This window comes from Streptomyces sp. NPDC049915 (genome assembly GCF_040656475.1).
Taxonomy (GTDB): domain Bacteria; phylum Actinomycetota; class Actinomycetes; order Streptomycetales; family Streptomycetaceae; genus Streptomyces.
The window spans coordinates 163303-184790 of record NZ_JBFAMH010000006.1 but is presented as its reverse complement, the minus strand read 5'-3'; the positions used below and the strand labels follow the sequence as shown (position 1 = coordinate 184790).

Here is a 21488-nt window from a genome sequence, read left to right as displayed (position 1 = left end):
ACCGCGTCGCCGCCCGCGCGCAGCGTCTCAACCGCGCTGACGCAGGTACGCCTCCAGCTCTGCCGCCCCGGCCAGCATCGCCCGACCGCGGACGGACAGACGATCGTGCCAGTCGCGCAGGGTGCCCTGGAGCGGCTCCAGCCCGCCGGCCGAACGCACCTGCGCGATCACCGAAGCGATCTGCTCCAACAGGTACCCGCCGCGCCGGAGTTGGTGGGCCAGGCGGGCATCCCGTACGTCGGCGTCGTCGTAGACGCGGTACCCGGTGAGCGGATCGCGGCGGGGATGTACCAGCCCGGCGCGCTCCCATTTGCGCAGCGTCGCGGGCCGGATCCCGAGCTGCCGCGCCAGCGGCCCGATGAACGTGCCGCCCGGCCGGGGCGTCGTGGCGGGCTCGGGCACCGTTGGGGGACTCGGAGCGAGGTCGCGCAGGGCGCTTTCCACCGCTTTGAGGGTCTGCCGGTCGGCGAGGAGTTGGGCGTGGCTCTCATCGATCAGCCGGAACGCCTCATCGGCTGCGCCATGATGCACGGCCCGCATGATCGCCGTCGCCGTCCGATGGCCGTGGGCGGGCACAAGGGCGAGAAAGGCGCGGAGGGCTGCCGCGTGCAGCGGGGTGTAGGTGCGGTAGCCGTGGGGTGTGCGAGCGGCGGCCGGGAGGATGCCGGCCTCCTCGTAGTTTCTGACCGCCTGCGTGGACAGACCGTGGCCGCGCGCCAGATCGACCGGCCGGAGTTTCTCGCCGCTTTGAAGGTTTCGCCCCATGGAGCCGACGGTATCGCGACAAGGTTTGCATCGAAGGTTCAACGATAGCGTTGAGGGCATGGCTACTGACATCGGGGACATCACCCACACCGTCGAAGCTGCCGCTCTCATGAGGCTCCTGCCCGCACGCCCCCGCCTGCTCGCCCTGGGCGAGCCCACCCACGGTGAGGAGACTCTGCTGGACCTGCGCAACGAGGTCTTCCGGCAGCTCGTCGAGCAGGAGGGCTACCGCACGATCGCGATCGAGAGCGACTGCCTCATGGGCCTGGCCGTGAATGCCTACGTCACCTCGGGCACGGGGACGCTCGACGAGGTCATGGAGCACGGGTTCAGTCACGGCTGGGGCGCCCATGCGGCCAACCGTGACCTGGTGCGCTGGATGCGCGACTACAACGACGGCCGCCCGGCCTCCGACCGGCTGCACTTCGCAGGGTTCGACGGCCCCCTGGAGATCACCGCCGCCGCGAGCCCCCGCCGGGCCCTCACCGCCCTACACGACTACCTCTCGGCCCACGTCGACGCGGCACTCCTGCCGTGCACCGCGCACACACTCGACCGCCTGCTCGGCGCCGACGACCGGTGGACGAACCCCGCCGGGATGATGGACCCGGCGCAGTCCGTCGGGCAGTCGGCCGAGGCCGGTGAGCTGCGGCTGATCGCGGGCGATCTGGTGGCGCTGCTGGACGAGCACACGCCGCACCTGATGGCGGCGGCCTCCCCGGACGAATGGGACCGGGCCCGCCTGTACGGGCGTACCGCGACCGGCCTGCTGCGCTACCACCACTGGATGGCCGACACCTCACCGGCCCGCATGACCCGGCTGGTGAGCGCGCGCGATCAGATGATGGCCCACAACCTCCTCGCCCTGGCCGAACGCGGCCCGGTGCTCGTCCACGCCCACAACAGCCATCTCCAGCGGCCGAAGAGCACGATGCAGATGTGGGAGGGGCCGGTGGAGTGGTGGAGCGCCGGCGCGCTGGTGAGCGCGCGACTCCGCGAGGATTACGCCTTCGTGGCCACGGCGCTCGGCACGATCCGGCACCACGGAGTCGGCACACCCCCGCCGGACACCGTCGAAGGGCTCCTGTACGCACTCCCCGAGGACCGCTACGTCATCGACGCCCCGCGGCTGGCGATCGCCCTCCGTGACACCGCACCCCCGCACCGCACCTCCCCGTGGTTCGGCTACGCCCCGCTCGACCCGGCCCACCTGGCCGACATCGACGGCCTGATGTTCGTCAAGGACATACCGCAGAGCTAGGTCCGGTGCGGGACGGGCCGGCAGGCCGCCGGCGCCACACGACCGTCACGTAGGGTTTGCCGGCTAATGTCAGTCAGGCGTGAGGAGGGGGATCCTGCGTGGGTACGATCGAGACGGCCCCGGCGGACGGGGCTACCGGAACCGGTCATGGGGCAGCCGCTCCCCCGTCCCCTCCCCGCATCCTGCACTCTGGTGCGGGCTGTCATGGTTCCGCTGGTGACGGTCCTCAGCGCGGTCATCGGCCTCTACCTGTGGGTCTGGCTGGGCATCGTCCTCACCCTGGCCGCGGCCGCCGCGGCCGCCATCATGGCCGGCGGCGTGTGGAACCGGGCGGGCGCCGCGGTCCTCGCCACCGCCACCACCATGGCACTCGGGATCTTCTCGGGGCCCACCCTGCAGGAGGCGTACGGCAAGCAGTTCGGCGACAAGGCCGACGCGCTGGTGGTCGACACCGCCAAGCATGTCAACAGCAAGGGCACCGAGCTGTACCTCTGCCGCGTGGTCGACACCTCGGGCGCGGTCGAAGACCTTGACGACGTGGACAACTGCCGCGGTCAGTTCAAGCCCCGGCAACACGTCGTCTTGTTCAAGGACCCGCTCGGTGGTCTCGACCCATGGATCGAGGCCACGGACGACCGCACCCTCGACACCCTGAGCCTGTCGGCGACCGGTGCCCTGTTCGGCGTGACCACCGCGACGCTGCTCTACGCCGGGCTGCGACGCCGCTCCAACGAGGAGATGGACGCGAAGAAGCGTCGCAGGTACGGCCGTTGATGATGTCCGTCGGGCGTGCATGAACAGCCCGGGCGGTCGCGGAGTGCTGCGGGTCAGAACCGGCGGGCCCGGCGGCGGACGGCCCACACCATCGCCGCGAGGACGAACCCGTAGACGGACACCAGCCCGTGGCCGTTGTCCTGGGCGAGCCACATGCCGAGGCCGAGGAGCGGGACGCCGATCGCCAGGGCGATCTCCTTGGGCAGGCGGGTGCTGGTGAGGAAGGCGAGCGCAAGGGTGGCACCGAGGAAGTAGGTGGCCCCGGAACTGCCGGCGAAGTTGCGGGGATCGGTGCTGGGTCCGTCACCGAAGCCGAGCAGCGTGTCGATGCGGCCCGGGAGCAGGATGCCGGCGAGGAAGAAGGCGAGAGTGAGCGGGCCGCCCCAGTACCACTGGGCGAGTGCGGCGACGGCGGCGAGGGTGACGAGGTTCCACAGACCGCCGAAGAGGCCGCCGTTCTGCATGAAGACCGAGGTGAACTCGCGCCACCACCCCGACCTGGCGGGGTCCGCGTCCAGCGCGTCCATGGCGCCGGACCAGGCCAGTTGGAGCGCCACGCCGACGACGGCGAGCGCGGTCAGGGCGATCGCCGCCCACGGCAGCGGCCGTCCGCGCAAGGTGTCGCGCCCGACGACGCCCAGCCCGCAGTTGAGCATCATGACCATCAGCGCGGCCGTGGTCACGTTGAAGACGATCGCCCCCATTGTCTGGCCCTTCCCCCGTTCGCGGTGTTTCCAACACCGTTCGAAAATCTGATGGCGCAAAGCTAGCACGGTTTTCGAACGGTGTTGGAAAGCGTTGTACGGTGGGACGCATGAAGCTCACCAGGGAGCGCATCGTCGATGCGGGGATGGCCGTCTTCGCCGAGGTCGGCTACCAAAACCTGTCCATGCGCCAGGTCGCCGACCGCCTGGACGCCCACGCGGGCAGCCTGTACTACCACGTGCGCGGCAAGGAGGAGCTGCTCGCCCTGATGGCCGACCGGGTCTGCCGCCAGGCGTACGACGCCGCAACCGCCGCTCTCGCCGCCCTCCCGCCCACCGCCGCCTGGCAGGACCGCGTCGAAGCCCAGGCCACCGCCCTGCGCCTGAGCATCAAGGAGCATCGAGGAGGCGCCCAACTCCTCGCCGAGAGCCCCGGCATGCTCAGCCCCGGCGCGCTCTCCCTGATGGAACGCCTGCTGCGCACCCTCCTCGACGCAGGCCTGCCCGCCGGCCACTGCGGCATCGCTGCCGACACCCTGCTCAGCCACGTCACCGGATTCGTGCTCCAGGAGCAGAACCAGCCGACGGCACCGCCGGACGTGACCGCCGAGCTCTACGCCGACCTGTGCGCGCAGTTCCCGCTGGTGATGGGCCCCCTGATCCCCCGCCTGGACCCGGACGAGAAGTTCGCACGGAGCATCCGCCTGCTCTGCACCGGCTTCACGGCGCTCTCGTGAACTGCGGCGGGTGACCGAGAGCCGACGTCCATGCATCTCGGGCAGGCTTCGCGCACTGCGTCAGGGGCGAGTTGTGGTCGACTCGCGCTGATCGGCGCGGTGGCGGCCGGAATTCGGACGGTCCCGACGGCGCGTGCACTCTATGCTGCTCGGATGAGGACGCGGCACGCCTTGGGCCGCTCCGGCCTCTACGAGCGGTTGGAGGGGCGAATTCACAGTTCCCTGGAGGGTGCGCGCGGCAAAACCGCCCGCGCTGCTGCGTCGAGATGTGACAGGGGAAGCCGGGGTGCCCACCACCGTGGTCCGGCGCTCCTGCACCATGTCGATCCCAGGACGGGACTGACCCGGGACGACTTCGCTCGCCTGGCGGAGTGGGCGAGCCTGCTGAGGTGAGGTACGGCCGCGGGCTCACGGCTGGCTGTGGGACGGCGGATGCGACCTGCGCTGCGCCCCGACAGCGTCTCGAAGGCGTCCGGGTCAGCGATCCGCGGGCGGAAGGTGGGCCAGGCCGGTGTCGCGCATGATGTGCTCGATCGTCGCGGTGAGCGTGCTCTCGGCGCCGATGACGGTCTCGATGCCGCCGGGCAGTAGATCCCTCTCCCGATACCAGGTACGCAACTCGGTCTCGCCGAACTCGTTCGCCAGTGGCTTGGTCGCGTGCCGGGCCAGCGTTTCGGCGAACGGGACGTCCAGGTAGTAGGCGTGGGTGCTTCCACGGTGGTCGGCGCACAAGCGGGCGAGCATGCCGCCGTAGTGGTCGGCGTACAGAATGCCCTCCACCACCACATGGAATCCCGCGTCCAGCGCGTAACGGGCGGTCAGTTCGATCAGGCCGATGTTCGCGGCTCCCGGCCGATCGCGTTCGCGCAGCACGACGCGGCGCAAGTTGTCCTGCCCGACCAAGGCAAGCCCGCGGCCGAACCGCTCGCGCAGGCCGGCCGCGACGGACGACTTCCCGGACGCACTGTTGCCGCGCAGCACGACCAACCGGGACTCTTCGGTGCCCACCTTCACGGCAGCCACGCTACCGGCTTCTCAGGCCGCTTCGATGCCGACGCGTTCTGCCATGGCGAGCCGATCGTTGTCGTCGCTGTCGGTCAAGTGGCCGAGGAGAACCAGGCCCGGGGAGGCCCCGAAGTCGCCGTAATTGAAGGCCAGGTTGCCTCACGGGGAGTAGTAAGCGAGGTCACCGACACGGGGTTTGGCCGCCTCGGGTGCGCCGGAGGTGTCCAGCTCGCGCGGCGGGTAGCCGATGCGTTCGGTGCGGTGGACATCCTCCAGGTCGAGTGTGAGCGGAAGCAGCTCGGCGAGGTCCCGTGCGGCAGAGCTGCCGTGCCGGAAGGCGGTCCGCGCCGTATGAAGGCCGTACGCCCAGCCGCGGCCGGTGAGCGCCACGCCTCCAGGTGACCGGCCTTCCGCGCGGGCAGCGAGTCACTGGTGAGGGGTGTACCGCTGGTACACCCCTCCGGCGGCGCGCAGGGCTTACGGTCGAGGTGTGGACAATCGTGACGAGGTCCGCGAGTTCCTCACCTCGCGGCGAGCGAAGATCACCCCCGAGCAGGCCGGGCTGCCGTCCGGGAGCAGGCGGCGTGTCCCCGGGCTGCGCCGCAGCGAGGTCGCGGCGCTGGCCGACATGAGCGTCGAGTACTACGCGAAACTCGAGCGGGGCAACCTCGCCGGTGTCTCCCCCTCCGTCCTCGAAGCCGTCGCCCGCGCCCTCCAGCTGGACGACGCCGAACGCGCCCACCTCCTCCATCTGGCCCAGGCCGCCGACGGCTCCGACGTCCTCACCCGCCCCCGGCGCCGCCGCACCGAACGGCAGTGGACCCCGCACCGCAGCCTGCAATGGACCCTGGACGCCATCACCGCCGGTCCCGCCTTCGTCCGCAACGGCCGGACGGACCTGCTCGCGGCGAACCGGCTCGCCCGCGCCTTCTACTCCGACCTCCTCGCGAACGCGGACAACCAGCAGAACCTGGCCCGTTTCAACTTCCTGGACCCCGCCTCCCGGCGCTTCTACCCCGACTGGGAGTTGTTCGCCGACATGGCCGTGGCCATCCTGCGCACGGAGGCCGGCCGGAACCCCCACGACAAGGACCTGCACGACCTCGTCGGGGAGCTGTCCACCCGCAGCGCGGAGTTCCGCGTCCGCTGGGGCGCGCACAATGTGCGGCACCACGGCACGGGCATCAAGCGGTTCCACCATCCGGCCGTCGGAGACCTCACGCTCGCCTTCGAGGGGCTGGAGATGGCCGCCGAGCCCGGGCTGACCCTCACGATCTACACCGCCGAGCCGGGATCCGCCTCCGAGGAGGGCCTGCGTCTGCTGGCCTCCCTGGCCGCCACGTCGGAGGCGGTGCGGTCGTGAGCCGGATCCTGGTGACCGGTTCCGCGGACGGTCTCGGTCGTGCCGCCGCGGACGCCCTTCTGTCCGCCGGGCACGAGGTCGTGGTGCACGCCCGGAACCCGGCGCGGGCGGCGGGGCTTCGGGCGCTGGTCGATCACGGGGCGGGCCTGATGGTGTGCGACTTCACCGAGCGTGACGCCGTACGGCGGTCGGCCGCCGAGCTGAACGACGCGCCACCCTTCGACGCAGTCATCCACAACGCCGGCGTGTGGAGCGGTCCGGCCGTGATGCCGGTCAACATCATCGCGCCGTACCTGCTCACGGCCCTGCTGCGGGGGCCGCGCCGCCTGGTGTACCTCAGCAGCGGCTCACACTTCGGCGGGCGCGACTCGACGGCCCGAGTCGACTGGCAGGGCCGCAGCGCGGGCTCGTACGCCGACAGCAAGCTGTACGTCACGACGCTCATGGCCGCGGTGGCCCGGCTGCGCCCCGGGGTGCTGAGCAACGCCGTGGATCCGGGCTGGGTGCCGACGAAGATGGGCGGACCGAGCGCCCCCGACGATCTCGAGCTGGGCCACCGGACCCAGGAGTGGCTCGCCGTCAGCGACGAACCCGAGGCCCTGACCAGCGGCGGATACTGGTACCACCGTGAGCGCCGGCAGCCGCATCGCGCCGTCCACGACGTGGGCTTCCAGGACCGTCTCCTGCGGGCCCTGGTCGAGGAGACAGGCACGGAACTCGGCTGATCTCGGCGGCGGCAGCGGCTGTGCGGCAGCCTTCCGGGGTCTGCGCACGGCCACTCGGGGTACCACGCGAGCCATGGGATCTTTGAGTTCACCTGTGCTGCTGGTGCTGTTCCTCGGGAGCGCGGCGGTGATCTGGTACGCAGGCGTCAAGCTGTCCGACACCACCGACGTGCTGGCCGAACGGCTGCATCTGGGCAGCGCCCTGGGCGGGTTGATCCTGCTGGCCATCGCCACGAACCTCCCTGAGATCGCCATCACGGCCAGCGCCGCCATGGCCGGGCAGCTCGATGTGGCGGTGGGCAACATCCTGGGCGGCATCGCGGTGCAGACCGTCGTGCTGGTGGTCCTGGACGCCGCCGGAGTCCGGCCGCGCGCGCCGCTCACCCGCCTGGCCGCCAGTCTGGTTCTCGTCCTGGAGGGCGCGCTGGTGGTGGCGATACTTGCGGTCGTGGTCATGGGCACCCAGTTGCCGGGTCATCTGTCCTTCGCCCGGCTCGGACCCGCGCCGCTGGTGATCGCGGCGCTGTGGGTGATCGGCCTGGTGCTGCTGGACCGCGCGGGCAAGGGACTGCCGTGGCGGGAGGGCGGCGACGCGCCGGGGGCCCAGCCGGAGCCGCGCGGCCATTCCAAGGGCAAGAAGGAGAAGGCGGCCACCGACCAGGGTGTCGGTACGGCTCGTGCGGCCCTGGTGTTCGGGGGCGCGGCGGTGGCGACGCTGGTGGCCGGTGTCGTGATCGAGCGCAGTGGGGAGGAGTTCTTCGCCCGGCAGGGGCTCGGCGGCATTCTGTTCGGCGCCACGGTGCTGGCTGTGGCGACCTCGCTACCCGAGGTCAGTACCGGGCTGACCTCCACGAGGCTGGGCGACTACCAGCTGGCCGTCAGCGACATCTTCGGCGGCAACGCCTTCCTGCCGGTGCTGTTCCTGCTGGCCACGGTCATCTCGGGCAAGCCGGTCCTGCCCGGCGCGCACCACACCGACATCTATCTCACCGCCCTCGGCATCGTGCTGACCACGGTGTACATCGCCGGGCTGATCTTCAGGCCCCGGCGCCAGTACCTGCGGATGGGCATCGACAGTCTCGCGGTCCTGGTGCTGTACGCCCTCGGCATCGCGGGGCTCACGACCATCGCCGGGTGACTGCCCTCCGGGCTTGGCGGTGGGCATCGTACGCGCACACGCGCGTCGTCCTGCGCGATCACTGCCTGCAACTCGTAAGCCACTCGAGTCCCCCCATTACCTGGTGGTCTCATCATGCCTCAGTCGCCCAGGTCCGCCGCCGTGGCCGGGGCCGCCTCGATTCAGCCTCCTTGCTCGTACGGCGTGTGTCTCCACGGAGTGCGGTACCCGGGCCGATCGCGGTCAAGCGGGTCTCGGCCCAGGCCGGCGGCAGGGCGGAGGGAGGACCCACGTTCGCTGACAAGGGTCGCGCGTCCCCGGACCCGACGCGGCACGCATCCGCATCCCCCGGCCGCTGCATCCTCTGGTCTTCGCGGCACCGGTCGATGGGGTACCTGTGTCAGGTCAGGACACGAGGATCGCTGACGAAGGTGTGGCGGCCGGATGACCAACCAAATCTGTACCGTCGGGCATTCGACGCGCGGCTTCGACGAGGTGATGGAGATGCTGCGGGCCCATGACGTCACCTGCCTGGTCGACGTCTGTTCGTTCCCGTCGTCCCGGACGTACCCGCAGTGGAACCGGACCGCGATCGAGGAGTCCCTGCCGTCCGGCATCGCATACCGCTGGATCCGCTCGCTCGGCGGCCGCCGGCACACCCCCAAGGGTGTGCCGAGCGAGAACGGCGCGTGGCAGGTCAAGGCCTTTCGCGACTACGCCGACTACATGGCCGGTGAGGAGTTCGCGGCGGGCCTCGACGAACTCCTCCGGCTGGCCGAGGACGAACGGCCGGCGATCATGTGCAGCGAGGCGGTGCCCTGGCGCTGCCACCGGCGACTCATCACCGACGCCCTGATCGTCGCCGGCGCGCAGGTGGTGCACATCATGTCCCGTACGACGGCGAAGCCGGCCGTACTGAACGAGCACGTGCAGGTCCGCGACGGGCACCTGGTCTACCCGCCGCCCCGGTGACGAGTAACTCGGGGCGGCACGGGCGGGTCCGGTCGCACCGCGCTCACTGCTCGGCCGTGGCGGCACTCGGCGTGGGGCGGGCCAGGTCGGAGAGCGGGGCGAGCCCACCGGAGCGGGTGGCCGGCTCGATGTCCGCGGCCGTCATCGGAAGACTCCGAAGCGCTCGGCGATGACCGGCAGCCGGTCGGCGGCCAGGGCGTGCGCGGCGGCACGGGGCGTGCAGCCTTCGGATTCGGCACGGGCCAGGAGCCGGTCGACCAGGGCGCGCATCGAGCGCCGGGTGTGGGCGAACGCCTCGTCCGCGTCGGCACCGATGTCACCGAACAGCGTCCACCACCACCAGGCGTTGGTGCCGGAGTTGACGGCGACGTCCGGGAGCACGGTGATGCCCCGCTCGGCCAGCAGCGCCTCCGCCTCGGGCAGCACCGGCATGTTGGCGGCCTCGACGATCCAGCGGGCGGTGATGCCGGCCTGGTTGGTGGTGTCCACGGCGTGGGAGACGGCGGCCGGCACCAGCACCTCGGCGTCGGTGGTCAGCCAGGCGCCGGCCGGAAGTTCGCGGTCCTCGGGGCGCAGCGCGGCGCGGTCCACGCTGCCGTGGCCGTCGCGGGCGGCGAGCAACTCCTCGACGTCGAGGCCGTCCGGATTGGCGATGGTGCCCTTGATGTCGGCGACCGCGACGACCCGCAGTCCGGCGCGGGCCAGGAAGCGGGCGGTGGCCCCGCCCATGGTGCCCAGGCCCTGCACCGCCACCCGGGTTCCCCGGTGCGGGACGCCGGCGCGGTCCAGCGCGGTGAGCACCGATTCGGCGACCCCGCAGCCGCCCACCAGTTCGTCCAGGCCGATGCCGTCGACGTCGATGGCGAAGGCGTCGGCGAGCCGCTTGCGGGCGGCGTCCTCGTCGTCGAGGAGGGGGTAGACGGCCTGGATGGAGGAGACCAGCCCGGCGTCACAGGCGGCACGGTCGACGAGGTCCTGGGTGAGGCCGAGGTCCTCGCCGGTGGCCCAGAAATGCTCGATGTAGGGGCGTACGGCGCGCAGGTAGCGGACCAGGACGGCGTAGGCGGCGGGGTCGCGCGGGTCGCAGTCGATGCCGCCCTTGGCGCCGCCGAGCGGGATGTAGCAGCCCTGCGGGTTGTAGTGCAGCGCCTCCTTCATCGTCATGCCACGGGCCAGGCCCGTGACCTCCGTCAGGGTGCAGCCGGGGCGCATGCGCAGGCCGCCGCTGGAGACGCCGCGCACCAGGCGGTCGATGACGAGGAACCCCTGGCGGCCGGTGACATGGTCGGTCCAGGTGAGCGAGACGAGTGGGGCGGGCGCGTCCGGCCCCGGCCGCTGCGGTCCGCCCGCCGTGTCTCCGGCTGCGGACGGCGAGGTGGTGGGGGGCGTGGTCATCGCGAGGGCTCCTGGGGGGACGGTGATGAGGGTGGGACCGGGGTGGTCAGGGCTTGACGCAGTGCGTCTGCGAGTGCGTCGGGTGTGTCTGCGCGTGCGCCGATGTCAAAGGTGCGCATCAGGCCAGGGAAGCCACGCCCCTCCTCCCCAGCCGGCCCTCCTCGGGTACGGAGACGTCGTTCAGGAAGATCTCCCGGCAGACGATGGCGCGCTGGCCCATCTTCCGCATCGGTTCGTCGAACTCCATCCCGTCCGTGCCCTTGCGCAGCAGGAACGCGGTCACGCCGCGGGAGCGCTGCGCCGGGTCGGTCTTCGCGAAGACGACGTAGCGCTCCGCCTCCCCCGCGTTGGAGATCCAGGCCTTCTGGCCGTTCAGGTGGTATCCGCCGGCGGTGCGGGTGGCCGTGGAGGTGATGGAGGCGGCGTCGGAGCCCGCGCCGGGGTCGGTAGTGGCCGAGATCGATGATGTCCCGCTGTTCCCGGGTCAGTGGGAGCAGTTCGGTGGGCAGCTCTGACATGACCTCTCCAGACACGAGTAAGGGGGGACGTCTCAGCATCTCAAGGTCTCAAGATCTCGAGGGTCTCAAAGGGATACCTCTTACTGAATCACCAGTCAATATTCGGAGGGCGCCCCCCTGTCAATGACTGTGCGCACTGACTGGTGATTCAGCCGGGGTCAGCAACCAGCCGACCGCCGGCGCGCCCGCGCCGATCGCGAGGAGGGGACAACTCGGTGGCAATCCGGGGCAGTTGTCGAGGATCATGACACGTATGACTGAGCGACCCGCGCGATGGACCCAGGCGACCGTCTACCCCGACATGTGGGCGAATCCCGACGACGATCCCCGCAACAGTGAAGGTCCCACCCCGGACGGCGAGCTGCCGACGCTGCAGGACTTCCTGACGAACTACCGCCTGACCCTGCGCATGAAGTGCGAGGGACTCAGCCCGGAGCAGCAGGCCCGCCGTTCCGTTCCGCCGTCGACGATGTCCCTGCTCGGCCTGGTCCGGCACGTCGCCGAGGTGGAACGGGACTGGCGCAACTGGATCACCGACGGTGACCCGCTGCCCAAGCTGTACGGCAAGCGCGACGCCGACTTCGACGAGGCGGTCGGCGAACAGGCCGTGATCGACGCCGCGTTCGCCGACCTGGAGCGTGAGCAGGCCGCGACCGACGCCGTGCTGGCCGAGTATCCGAACCTGGGCGAGCACGTGGGCAGGGAGCGGATCGCCGTACGGGAACTACTGGTCCACAGGATCGAGGAGTACGCCCGCCACTGCGGCCACGCGGACCTGCTGCGCGAGTGCGTGGACGGACGCGTGGGACAGTGAGCACGGCGCACGGCTGACGGCGGTGCGCAGAAGCAGCCCTCGTCTGTGCGCCATGGTCGACGACGGGCTGTCCCCCGACAGCGCGGACTTCTTCGCACTGAGTACGGCCGGTTCCTCAGCGCTGCGAGTCTCTACCGCACCGGGCCGGCCTCCTCCCGTACGCCACCGCGAAAGCGCGCCGCCGGCGGTCACGGCAGACGGCCGAGGGCGGCCAGCGTCGTGGGCCGGACGGCGTCGGCCCCGGCCGAGCCGCGCAGCAGTGCGCCCACATCGTGGGGCTCCGCCTGCTCGGACGTCGTAGCCGCCGCTGTGATGCGGTCGAGCCGGAAACCCCGTCCGGCCTGTCGCGTGCGGCACCAGGCGATGAGGTACCACCGGCCGTCGGCGGTGAGCAGCCCGGCCGGTTCCACCACACGCTCGCTGTGGCGTCCGGCCGCGTCGGCGTAGGACAGCCGCAGCGCCGTGCGCGTGGACAGGGCCCGTTCCACCGCGGTCCGGACGGCGGTGTCGGCCGACGAGGGCAGCGTGACGATCCGCTCGGCGAGGTGCCGTGCCGCCGTCGCGGCCGGGCCGGTCATCGCCGCCGCGATCTTCTGCGCCGCCGTGCGGGCCGCACCGGCGTACGGCGCCCGGGCGTCGGCCGCGGCGAGCGCGGCGGTCAGCGCCGCGGCCTCGTCGGCGGTGAGGTGGATCGGGGGCAGGGTCATCCGCGGGTCGATCGACCAGCCGCCGCCTCGCCCGGGCGTGGTGCGTACCGGGACCCCGGACTCCATGAGTGCCTGCAGATCACGCTGCACCGTGCGCGCGCTCACCTCGAACCGGGCGGCGAGCGCGGAGACCGTCACCGGTCGCGGCGCTGCCGCGCGCAACTCCTCGACCAGGGCGTAGAGCCGGGCGGTACGGTTCATACGGCTGACGCTACCGTCCCGCAGCGGCCAGGAAGTCCAGCTCGCGGCGCTGTTCGCGTTCGGTGACGGTCAGCGGGAAGAGGGTGAAGCCGTGCATCGCGCCGGCGACGACACCCAGCCGCACCGGCGCGCCGGCCGCCCGCCACCGCGCCGCCAGGAACAGCGAGTCGTCCAGCAGCGGATCCTCGGTGCCGACGACGATGCGTGCGGGCGGCAGACCGGTGAGGTCGGCGAACAGCGGGGAGATCTCGGGGTCTCGGCGCTGCTCCGCCGTCATGCCCGGGGTGAACAGCTCATAGGTCCGCAGCAGCGAGTCGGTGTTGCTCAGCAGCCGCCTGGAGCCGAAGGATCGCTGACTCGGCGTCATGGACAGGTCGTATGGCCCGAACAGCAGATGGGCCGCGCGGAAGGCGCCGGTGATGCCGTGCCGGTCGCGCAGGCGCAGCAGGGTCAGGACGGCGAGGTGGGCACCGGCCGACTCGCCGCCGATCAGCAGCCGTTCGGTGCCGAACTCGACCGCGGCGTGCCGTACGAGCCAGCGCGCGGCCGCCGCGCAGTCGTCGGGGCCGGCGGGGAAGGGGTGTTCCGGGGCGAGCCGGTAGTCCACGCTCATCACGGCCAGCCGAGCCCGCCGGGCGAGCAGCCACAGCTTCTCGTCCTGCCCGTCCGCGGAACCGAACGCCCAGCCCCCGCCGTGCAGGTGCAGGTACACGCCCTCGACGTGGTCCGGTACGAAGACCCGTACCTTCACGCCGTCGTCCACGTACCGGTCCCGGCCGTACGGCAGTCTCACCGGCGGCGTGTCACCACCGAGCCGGTTGCGCCGCAGGGCGGCCGACAGAGCCGCGTCCCAAGCCCCTTCGCGGCTCGGCCGGCTCGCGGCACGGGCCTCGAACTTCTCGTTGAACACGAGGGTTTCGGTGCGGCAGTCCTCGTCTGTGATCAGCATGCCGCCCAGGTTCGCAGCCGTCCGCGACAACGTCATGTCACCGTTTACCGGAGAGCTGCGTCACACTCCCGAGGCAGGACGGGGGTGGCCGTCGTCGCCGCGTAGTTTCGCCCCGCGTCACGCCACTCGCTGGGTGAGCAGCCGTAGACGGACTTGAACGCCCGGCTGAAGTGTGCGGCGTTCTGGAAGCCCCAGCCGCGGGCCACCGCGGAGATGGTGCGGCTGACGCGTGCGCGGCGCAGCAGTTCCCGCGCGCATTCCTCGATCCGCCGCTGCTGGATGAGCCGGTGCACCGTGGTGTCCTCGTCCTCGAACAGCACGTGCAGGTAGCGCAGGGAGATGCCGTGGGCGTCGGCGACGCGTGCCGGTGACAGGGCCGGGTCGCGCAACCGCGCGTCGATGTGGGTGCGGATCTCGGTGATCAGCAGGGCGCGCGGGGTGTCGGGTGCGCTCGCGCTGTGCCCGCGTGCCTGCTCGTCGACGACCGTTGCCACGAGGTCCGCGAGGTGGCCTGCGAGGCGTTCCCTGACGTGGTCGGCGAGGGCGGCGGCACCGCAGGCGACGTCGGTCGCGAGGGTCCGCAGCAGTGCCGCCACGCCGTCGCCTGCGGCGATGGCACGGCCCGTGACGCGCGGAACGTGCAGCGCCGACGGCCCGAGGGCGCGCTCGGGCAGGCGCAGGGCGTACAGGTGGAACGGCGTGTGCTGGTCCAGCGTGAAGGGCCGGCGAAGGTCCAGCAGGGCCAGCTGACCGGCGCGTACGACCGTCTCGCGGCCGTCCTGCCGGACGGCACCCGTGCCCTCCTTCTGCACGAGCAGCACCAGGCGGTCCTCCGGCTCGTCCGGCGCCGAAGGGGCGGGTCGGCTCAGGCGCAGCGGTGCGGCCCGCATGGACAGCAGCCGCAGCCGGCCCGCGTCGCCGGAGCCGAGTGTGCCGTGGAAGTCCGCGGCACCCGAGGGCAGTGTGACCTCCACGGGCGCCAGGCGCCGCCGTACCGCGTGCTGCCACTGCCGTGCCCGGTCCGGCCCCGGCATCGACGCTGTGCTGACCTCGTCCTGCACGACGCCCCCTTCCTGTCGTCCGGTCCCGGCGGGACGGGTACGTGACGTCTTCAGCCTGGTCGGGGGCATCGGGGAGGGGTTAGGTCATATGACCTGTCTTCGTGAGGGGTCGATCGACGTGTGCACAGGGAAATGTCACACACGCGGCCACGCGGGGGTACGCGTTCAGTGGTCCACGTTGGCGATCATGCGGTACAGCACCCTGAGTGCGATGACGTAGTCCTCGTCGGAGACGCCGCGGTGGATCCGGCCGCGGATGCGGGGAGCGGCTGCCGCTAGCCGGGCCCGGGCTCGGCGACCGGTGTCGGTCAGCGTGAAGCGCCCGCTGTCATCGCAGGTGATCCAGCCGCGGTCGAGCAAGTCGTCAAGGATCTCGGCGTACGTCGAGACAGTGCCGACTTGAGGTGTCATGTACTCGCGCAGCGCCTCGGTCAGGCCTGTGCGGGTCAATCCGCCCTCGATACGGGCGAGTCGGTTCAGGGTCATCCCGTGTCGCTGGGTCACGCCGAGTGAGGCGTGTTCGGCGTCGACGAACGAGGCGAGGGCGGTGTGTGCCGCGCCCGTCCAGTAGGTGACGGGCTGGTTCACCAGTTGGTCGTCGCCGAGGTCCCCGGCGTCCTGCGATGCAGTTTTCTCGTGCTGAGGATCCTGCATCCCATGGCGCTCGGTCTCGGCGTGGCGGTGCTGTGGCTGCGATGTCATCGGTGACTCACCCACTCGGACCGCCGGACGACTTCCCCGATTGCGGCGACCACGACACCGGGATCCATGCTGAGGATCTTCCGGTGGTCGCCGAGGCTGGTGGGGAAGAGGCTGAGGTGCGGGTTGGCGGCAACGGCCTTGGCGACGGCCGCCCGCTTCAGACCGGTGTGGTGCTCGGATGCGGCCAGGGTGCCTTGGTCACCGGTCACGAAGACGGTCGGGCAGCGCAGCGCGGCCAGGTCCGCCGACAACTCGCCGTTGACGATGTCCATTTCGATGACGACCTCCGCGCGCTGCTCAGGAGTCATCCGTGCGACGAGGCCGAGGGGCGCCAGGATGCGCTCGATCGGTCCCCGCCGGCTGAAACGGCTGCGCAGCTCCTCCTGGTCTGCCTGGTCGAGCAGGGACACGGGATGGGCGCCATCGACGAGGACCAGCCCGCCGACCTGGCCGGGGTACTCGGCGGCGTAGCAGACGGCGAGCGTTGCACCGTAGGACCGGCCGACCAGGATGGGGCGTCGGAGCGCTGTCGCTTCGACGACGCGGTCTATGTCGTCGATGTCGGCTCGGATCGAGCAGTCCGACGAGCGGCCCGACTTGCCTCGCGCCCGGGCGTCGAAGGTGACGGTGCGGTACCTGCCGACGAGCCGTTCGAGGACGCGGCTCCACTGCCGGCGCGTCGCGAAGGCGCCGTTGAGGAAGAGCAGTGGAGGTGTCTCTTCGGAAGTGTCGAGGCCGTACAGGCGGCTGTCGAGGCCGTAGAGCCGGGTGTCGGCTGCGGCGACCGTGAATGGAGAGGACATGCGGATCCCTTTCGCGGCCCTGTGCTGGGCGTGGCCGGAGTGGCGAACTGGGGTGGGCGCCCGTCGGTTCGGTTCGCGACCTGGGCGCCTGACGCGGTCTTCGGGCCGGGTGAGTGGGGCTCGGGTGCCGGCCGGTGTCTCGTCACCGACGGTGCCCCTCACCTTGATGCCGGGGAAGTCTCAGCTTGCGGTGAGAGCGGTACGGGTTTCGGGATCGATCACCGTGGTGTTCTGGGCCACGGCGATGCGCCAGCGCCCCTCGTCCTTGGCAAGGACGTACACGGCGACACCCGGGGCGGCGTCCGGGTTCGCGGCCACCCAGGACGCCCATCGGCGGGCTGACGTGCCCGGTCTGCCGCAGCCGCCGCGCACGGCGGGCTCGTCGTGGGTGCGCAGTACCTCCTCCAGACGCAGACCGCTGCGGGTGACCGGTCTGTGACGGACCTTGACGGCTGCTGTGTCAGGGCGGATGGCGAGGATGTCCTCGACCTCGTAGGTGACGGTCAGCGGCTGCTGAAGGGTGCTGGGAAGGACACGTCGGACGAAGGCCCTGATCTCCTCCGCTCCGCCCAGCGGATCCCGGTGCGGTACCGGCCAGAGCGCGTCCCGGCGGAACAGGCGCGCCAGCGCGTCCGGCAGCGCGTTCTGCTGGGCGTACTCGAATTCCGCGACCAGCGTGACGATGGCGTCCACGTCTTCCTGCGGCATGGGCGCTCCGGCGATGAGCGGATTCACGGGTGTTTCTCTCCTTCGAGGTACGGGGGCGGGACTGAACGGGGTCGCTCTGGCGAGAGCCGGCCCGGCCACCGACTCGTGGCCTGTCCGGGCCTCGAACGCGGGCACATGGCCGTGACGGGGGTGCGAGAGGGCTTCACGTTGCTGATGGGCAAGCGGTGCAGGAAAAGACTGCAACGCTGCGCCGGCGTCAACAAGATGAGATAGTGACGCGACCGTTTAACCAGGCTCAACCGAGGGGGATCGGTGCTGGAGCGGCTGGAGCTGGAGGCGTTCTTGACGCTGGCCGAGGAACTGCACTTCGGCCGCACCGCCGAACGCCTGCATCTGACAACCGGCCGGATCAGCCAGAGCATCAAGAAGCTGGAACGGCACATCGGGACGCCGCTGTTCGAGCGCACCAGCCGCTACGTCCGTCTGACTCCCGCGGGCCGCCAGTTGCACGACGATCTCCTGCCCGCCTACGAACAGCTGCGGGCCGGTCTGCGGAAGGCGGTCGATGCCGCGCACGGCATCCGGCACGTGCTGCGGGTCGGGTTCGTGGGCGCCGCCTCGGGACAGCTCATGGTCCACGCGGCTCAGCTGTACGCCGAGCGCCATCCCGGATGCCGGGCGCAGCCCAGGGAACTGCAGATATCCGACGCCTACCCGAGGCTGCGCGACGGGGATGTGGACCTGCTCATCGTGTCCCTGCCGCACGAAGAGGCCGGGATGGTCGTCGGCCCCGTGCTGTACTCCGAGCACCGTATGCTCGCCGTCTCCACCCGGCATCCGTTGGCCGGGAAGGAAACCGTCTCCCTCGAAGATCTCCCCGGTGTGAGGCTTCTGCAGGCCCGAGCGGTCCCCGCGCACTGGCGCGCCGAGCGCACGCCCCTGCTCACGCCCGCGGGCCACCCCATCGAACCCGGTCCCGCCTTCGAGACCTTCCAAGAGGCCCTGGCCCTCATCGGCGCAGGTCAGGGCGCTTTCGTCGTGGGCTCCCAGGCGACGCGCTACTACGCGCGATCCGACGTCGCCTACGTTCCGTTCAGCGATGCACCACGGCTCGAGTGGGCTCCCCTCTGGCTCGCTTCCCGAACAACACCCTGCATCCACGACTTCAACCGTGCCGCTCAGGACGCTGCCGGGCGCGACCATCTCGCCGCGATCACTGCCGACTTCGGCATGTGACGGCAGGACGGCGAGGCCGCGGGCACGACCTGTTGGTCTCCCCCTCCCCGTCCGATGATTCGAGCAGGTGCGCGGCAGCCCCACGGCCAGTGCGGCACGCACCCATCTGCTCGACACCCTGCACGAGGCCCGGCACACCTGGCCCATGTGAGCCGCTATGCGGCGCCCTTCTCCAGCGCCCGCGCCAGGGCGGCGCGCGAGGCGATGCCGAGCTTGGGGAAGACCTTGGCCAGGTGTCCGCCGACGGTCCGCGGGGACAGGCTCAGTCTCGCGCCGATCTCCTTGTTGGTCAGCCCGTCCGCCGCGAGCTGGGCGATGCGCAGCTCCTGCGCAGTGAGCGAGCACGCGCCGCCGTCCCGGGTGGCGTGGGAGTGCAGTGCGCGCTCCGCACGCTCGGCCCAGGCGGTGGCGCGCAGGGTGCGGAATGTTTCCAGGGCCCGCTCCAGCGTCCGCCGTGCCTGCGGACGGTGGCGGTCGCTCATCCGGACGCCGTGGGCCAGCCGCAGCCTCGCCAGTTCGAACACCCACTGGTCGGCGCCGGGCACGGCGTACGCCGCCTCGAACAGCGCGTCGGCGTCCTCGTCGGCGGCGGCGAGTGCTCGGGCGGCGGCCAGCAGGAACGCGTGGTGCGGGGAGATGTCGCCCATGCGTGCCGCGCTGCCCGCCGCCACGTGCGCCCTCGCCTCACCGGTGCGTCCGGTGCGCAGGGCCGCGTCCACGAAGTCGAAGAACGGCAGGTGGAACCAGGGCAGGCCGGCCGGCAGCACGCCGGGCGGGGTCAGGCCGGCGAGGGTGGTGTACGCCTCTTCGTCGCGGCCGTGGGCGAGGGCGGCCAAGGCGCGCAGGTGGGTGAGATGGTCCGTCACGAACGTCATCCGGGCGCGGTCGGCCGCCGGCCGGATGGCGCGGTCCAGCGCGAGGAGGGCCTCCTCGTCACCGCGTCCGGCCAGGACATGGGCGTAGTGGTGCCGGAAGAGGAGGGCGTTGCAGTGGTAGCCGAGGGCGTCGGCCGCCTCGGCCTCGCGCAGGCACACCTCGACCTGGTCCCAGTCGCCGCGCAGATAGTTCTGGTAGCCGCCGGCCTTGGCGATGCTGCCCTGGGTGGCGTAGGCGTGCTGGCCGAGGAACCGGCGCCACAGGGAGGCGTCGGCCATGTCGACCGCGGCGGCCGTCCACAGCAGCAGCCAGGCCGCGCCGGCCTGCTGTTCCTGGCTCATGGCGGCGGCCGTGGCGCGTAGTTCGGCGCCGGTGCCGTGGGCTGTGCGGGCGGGGTCCGACCAGGCGCGGCGGCACAGGTCGGCCAGCGCGGAGACCTGGTGACGGTGGGCCCGCAGGGCGGCCCAGCCGCGCGGGTCCGACGTGTAGACGGTTGCCAGCAGCAGTTTGAAGTAGACCTGTTCGGCGAGGTCGTCGAACGGTCCGGCGCCCGGGTCCGTCCGGGCGAGGGCGGTGAGGGCCTGCGGGAGCAGGGTGAACGACGACTCGAAGTCGACGTGGTGACTCTGGTCGACGTAGACGACGGCGTAGGCGTACAGCGGTGCGCTGTCGGCGGGGACGGGCGCGCGGCGCAGTTCCTCGACCAGTTTCGCCGCGTACGGCAGCCGTCCGCCGCGGGCGGCCATGGCGGCGGCCCAGGTCAGGCGGCGGGCGCGGGCCGCGGGGGCGGTGCTCAGGGCGGCCGCGCGGTGCAGCAGGAGTGCGCCCTCGGCGTCGCCGCCGCGCAGCGCGAGCCGGCGGCCCGCCTCCTGGAGCCGCCCGGCGAGGTCCTCGTCGGGCAGCACGGTCGCGTCGGCTTCGTGCCCGAGCGCCCGCGGGTCGTCGTACGGCAGCGCGGCGGCGAGCCGGCGGTGGGCGGCCCGTCGTTGGGGTCCAGAGGCCCGGGCGACGACGGCGCCGCGCACCAGCGGGTGCCGGAAGGTGAGCCTGCCGTCCGGTTCCAGGTGCGCCAGTCCGCTCGTCTCGATCTCGTCGAGTACGTCGTCGGCGCGCCGCGCGTCGAGGCCGTCCAGCAGGGCCGGCGTCACCCACGTCGCCGCCGTGCCGCCGAGGGCCGCGTACAGCAGCACGTGGGCGGCCTCGTCGGACAGCCGCTCCAGTCTGGGTGCGAACAGCCGCTCCAGCCGGTGTCCGAGCGGGAACCGTCTCGGCAGCGGCATGACGCCGCGCGCCTGGTCCGGGTGGAGGTGCACGGGCAGTTCGACGAGCGCCAGCGGGTTGCCCGCCGCTTCCTGGAGGATGCGGTCGGCGGTGGTGACCGCCAGGTGGGGGTGCCGGGTGCGCAGCAGGGTGCGGGCGTCGTCGCCGTCCAGCGCGCTCAGGTCGACGACGGTGCCGGGCCGGGCTTGCGTCGTCGCGCCCTCGGGGCGGCCGGCGCTGACGAAGGCGAGGGGCACCTCGGCGGTTCTGCGCTGCAGGAACGCGAACACGGCCGCGCTGGAGGAGTCCACCCACTGCAGGTCGTCCACGAGGACCAGCACGGGTCGCATGCGCGCCTCCCCCGCAAGCAGCGCGAGCACGGCGGCGCCCACCAGGAAGCCGCCGCGTACCGGCTCCGCGGCCTCCCCGAGGGCGAAGGCGAGCGCCCGCCGCTGCGGCTCCGGCAGCGCCCGCATACGGCCCGTGAGCGGCCACAGCAGCTGATGCAGCGCGCCGAACGTCACGCCGGCCTCGGCCTCGGAGCCGACCGCGCGCAGGACGGTGAAGTCCAGGGCGCGCGCTTCGGCGTGGGCCCAGTCCAGCAGGGCCGTCTTGCCGATGCCGGGGGCGCCCTGCAGGAGGGTGCCGGTTCCACCGCTGCCCGAGCGGGCGTTGTCGAGCACCCGACGCAACAGGGCCTGTTCCGGGGCACGGCCGGCGAGCGCCGGGCGGTGCCGGGCCGGAAGAGCGGCAGCGGAGGCCTCGCCCGGCGGTCCCACGTCGGCGCGCCCCGCGGCCGACGCGGGTGGTGGCGACAGGGCGTCCGGTTGTACGCCGGTCACCGTGCCGTCTCCTTCCGCGGCCCGCGTCGGCG

The 21488-nt window shown here is 71.7% G+C and carries 22 protein-coding genes; 9 read left to right on the top strand and 13 right to left on the bottom strand.

Annotation, left to right across the window (positions count from 1 at the left end; all coding sequences use genetic code 11):
• Nucleotides 1–27 precede the first annotated feature (27 nt).
• Nucleotides 28–765: a TioE family transcriptional regulator gene (locus AB0J12_RS12980; protein ID WP_363264336.1), complete on the bottom strand. Its 738-nt coding sequence runs from the start codon at nucleotides 763–765 to the stop codon at nucleotides 28–30.
• 58 nt (nucleotides 766–823) lie between these two features.
• Between AB0J12_RS12980 and AB0J12_RS12975 the strand changes: the two genes are divergently transcribed.
• Together AB0J12_RS12975 and AB0J12_RS12970 are read left to right on the top strand one after the other, a co-directional pair.
• Complete coding sequence (locus AB0J12_RS12975; protein ID WP_363264335.1) at nucleotides 824–2026, top strand: erythromycin esterase family protein; 1203 nt, start codon at nucleotides 824–826, stop codon at nucleotides 2024–2026.
• Between the two features lie 216 nt (nucleotides 2027–2242).
• On the top strand, nucleotides 2243–2800 hold the full coding sequence (locus tag AB0J12_RS12970; protein ID WP_363264334.1) for a hypothetical protein: 558 nt from the start codon (nucleotides 2243–2245) through the stop codon (nucleotides 2798–2800).
• A 53-nt stretch (nucleotides 2801–2853) separates the two neighbouring features.
• Here AB0J12_RS12970 and AB0J12_RS12965 read toward each other — a convergent pair whose 3' ends face one another.
• Nucleotides 2854–3504 (bottom strand): hypothetical protein, encoded by a 651-nt coding sequence (locus tag AB0J12_RS12965; RefSeq protein ID WP_363264333.1) that lies wholly within the window; start codon nucleotides 3502–3504, stop codon nucleotides 2854–2856.
• Nucleotides 3505–3614: 110 nt separating this feature from the next.
• On the opposite strand from AB0J12_RS12965, the gene AB0J12_RS12960 reads away from it, so the two are divergent.
• On the top strand, nucleotides 3615–4241 hold the full coding sequence (locus AB0J12_RS12960) for a TetR/AcrR family transcriptional regulator (RefSeq protein ID WP_363264332.1): 627 nt from the start codon (nucleotides 3615–3617) through the stop codon (nucleotides 4239–4241).
• Nucleotides 4242–4718: 477 nt separating this feature from the next.
• Here AB0J12_RS12960 and AB0J12_RS12955 read toward each other — a convergent pair whose 3' ends face one another.
• Entirely contained in the window at nucleotides 4719–5264 is a 546-nt protein-coding gene (locus AB0J12_RS12955) for an AAA family ATPase (RefSeq protein WP_363264331.1), read from the bottom strand.
• A gap of 141 nt (nucleotides 5265–5405) precedes the next feature.
• Nucleotides 5406–5636, bottom strand: coding sequence for a cyclophilin-like fold protein (locus AB0J12_RS12950; protein WP_363264330.1), 231 nt, complete (start codon nucleotides 5634–5636; stop codon nucleotides 5406–5408).
• Between the two features lie 100 nt (nucleotides 5637–5736).
• Here AB0J12_RS12950 and AB0J12_RS12945 point away from each other — a divergent pair, with 100 nt between their 5' ends.
• From AB0J12_RS12945 to AB0J12_RS12930, 4 genes are all read left to right on the top strand, one after another.
• Nucleotides 5737–6609, top strand: a complete 873-nt coding sequence (locus AB0J12_RS12945; protein WP_363264329.1) for a helix-turn-helix transcriptional regulator — start codon at nucleotides 5737–5739, stop codon at nucleotides 6607–6609.
• The gene (locus tag AB0J12_RS12940; protein ID WP_363264328.1) at nucleotides 6606–7334 is read left to right on the top strand and encodes an SDR family NAD(P)-dependent oxidoreductase; all 729 of its coding nucleotides are present in this window, start codon (nucleotides 6606–6608) and stop codon (nucleotides 7332–7334) included. The genes AB0J12_RS12945 and AB0J12_RS12940 overlap by 4 nt, the downstream gene beginning before the upstream one ends.
• Before the next feature lie 73 nt (nucleotides 7335–7407).
• A complete protein-coding gene (locus tag AB0J12_RS12935; RefSeq protein ID WP_363264327.1) occupies nucleotides 7408–8472 on the top strand; it encodes a hypothetical protein in 1065 nt (354 codons plus the stop codon).
• Nucleotides 8473–8895: 423 nt separating this feature from the next.
• Nucleotides 8896–9423, top strand: coding sequence for a DUF488 domain-containing protein (locus tag AB0J12_RS12930; protein ID WP_363264326.1), 528 nt, complete (start codon nucleotides 8896–8898; stop codon nucleotides 9421–9423).
• A gap of 141 nt (nucleotides 9424–9564) precedes the next feature.
• On the opposite strand, the gene AB0J12_RS12925 is transcribed toward AB0J12_RS12930, so the two are convergent.
• Together AB0J12_RS12925 and AB0J12_RS12920 are read right to left on the bottom strand one after the other, a co-directional pair.
• A complete protein-coding gene (locus AB0J12_RS12925; RefSeq protein WP_363264325.1) occupies nucleotides 9565–10818 on the bottom strand; it encodes a Glu/Leu/Phe/Val dehydrogenase dimerization domain-containing protein in 1254 nt (417 codons plus the stop codon).
• Between the two features lie 118 nt (nucleotides 10819–10936).
• Nucleotides 10937–11233: an acyl-CoA dehydrogenase family protein gene (locus tag AB0J12_RS12920; RefSeq protein WP_363264573.1), complete on the bottom strand. Its 297-nt coding sequence runs from the start codon at nucleotides 11231–11233 to the stop codon at nucleotides 10937–10939.
• A 356-nt stretch (nucleotides 11234–11589) separates the two neighbouring features.
• On the opposite strand from AB0J12_RS12920, the gene AB0J12_RS12915 reads away from it, so the two are divergent.
• Nucleotides 11590–12150: a DinB family protein gene (locus tag AB0J12_RS12915; protein ID WP_363264324.1), complete on the top strand. Its 561-nt coding sequence runs from the start codon at nucleotides 11590–11592 to the stop codon at nucleotides 12148–12150.
• Nucleotides 12151–12338: 188 nt separating this feature from the next.
• Here the strand turns inward: AB0J12_RS12915 and AB0J12_RS12910 are convergent, their stop codons facing one another.
• The 6 genes from AB0J12_RS12910 to AB0J12_RS12885 all read right to left on the bottom strand — a co-directional run bounded on the left by AB0J12_RS12910 (nucleotide 12339) and on the right by AB0J12_RS12885 (nucleotide 17308).
• Nucleotides 12339–13058: a WYL domain-containing protein gene (locus tag AB0J12_RS12910; RefSeq protein WP_363264323.1), complete on the bottom strand. Its 720-nt coding sequence runs from the start codon at nucleotides 13056–13058 to the stop codon at nucleotides 12339–12341.
• Nucleotides 13059–13068: 10 nt separating this feature from the next.
• Entirely contained in the window at nucleotides 13069–14007 is a 939-nt protein-coding gene (locus tag AB0J12_RS12905; protein WP_363264322.1) for an alpha/beta hydrolase, read from the bottom strand.
• A gap of 44 nt (nucleotides 14008–14051) precedes the next feature.
• Nucleotides 14052–15068 (bottom strand): helix-turn-helix domain-containing protein, encoded by a 1017-nt coding sequence (locus tag AB0J12_RS12900; protein WP_363264321.1) that lies wholly within the window; start codon nucleotides 15066–15068, stop codon nucleotides 14052–14054.
• Between the two features lie 165 nt (nucleotides 15069–15233).
• On the bottom strand, nucleotides 15234–15770 hold the full coding sequence (locus tag AB0J12_RS12895; RefSeq protein ID WP_363264320.1) for a MarR family transcriptional regulator: 537 nt from the start codon (nucleotides 15768–15770) through the stop codon (nucleotides 15234–15236).
• Complete coding sequence (locus AB0J12_RS12890; protein ID WP_363264319.1) at nucleotides 15767–16573, bottom strand: alpha/beta hydrolase; 807 nt, start codon at nucleotides 16571–16573, stop codon at nucleotides 15767–15769. Before AB0J12_RS12890 ends, AB0J12_RS12895 begins: the two co-directional genes overlap by 4 nt.
• A gap of 180 nt (nucleotides 16574–16753) precedes the next feature.
• Nucleotides 16754–17308, bottom strand: a complete 555-nt coding sequence (locus AB0J12_RS12885; protein ID WP_363264318.1) for an SgcJ/EcaC family oxidoreductase — start codon at nucleotides 17306–17308, stop codon at nucleotides 16754–16756.
• A gap of 246 nt (nucleotides 17309–17554) precedes the next feature.
• On the opposite strand from AB0J12_RS12885, the gene AB0J12_RS12880 reads away from it, so the two are divergent.
• Entirely contained in the window at nucleotides 17555–18478 is a 924-nt protein-coding gene (locus tag AB0J12_RS12880; protein WP_363264317.1) for a LysR family transcriptional regulator, read from the top strand.
• Nucleotides 18479–18633: 155 nt separating this feature from the next.
• Here AB0J12_RS12880 and AB0J12_RS12875 read toward each other — a convergent pair whose 3' ends face one another.
• On the bottom strand, nucleotides 18634–21456 hold the full coding sequence (locus tag AB0J12_RS12875; protein WP_363264316.1) for an AAA family ATPase: 2823 nt from the start codon (nucleotides 21454–21456) through the stop codon (nucleotides 18634–18636).
• Nucleotides 21457–21488: the final 32 nt, after the last annotated feature.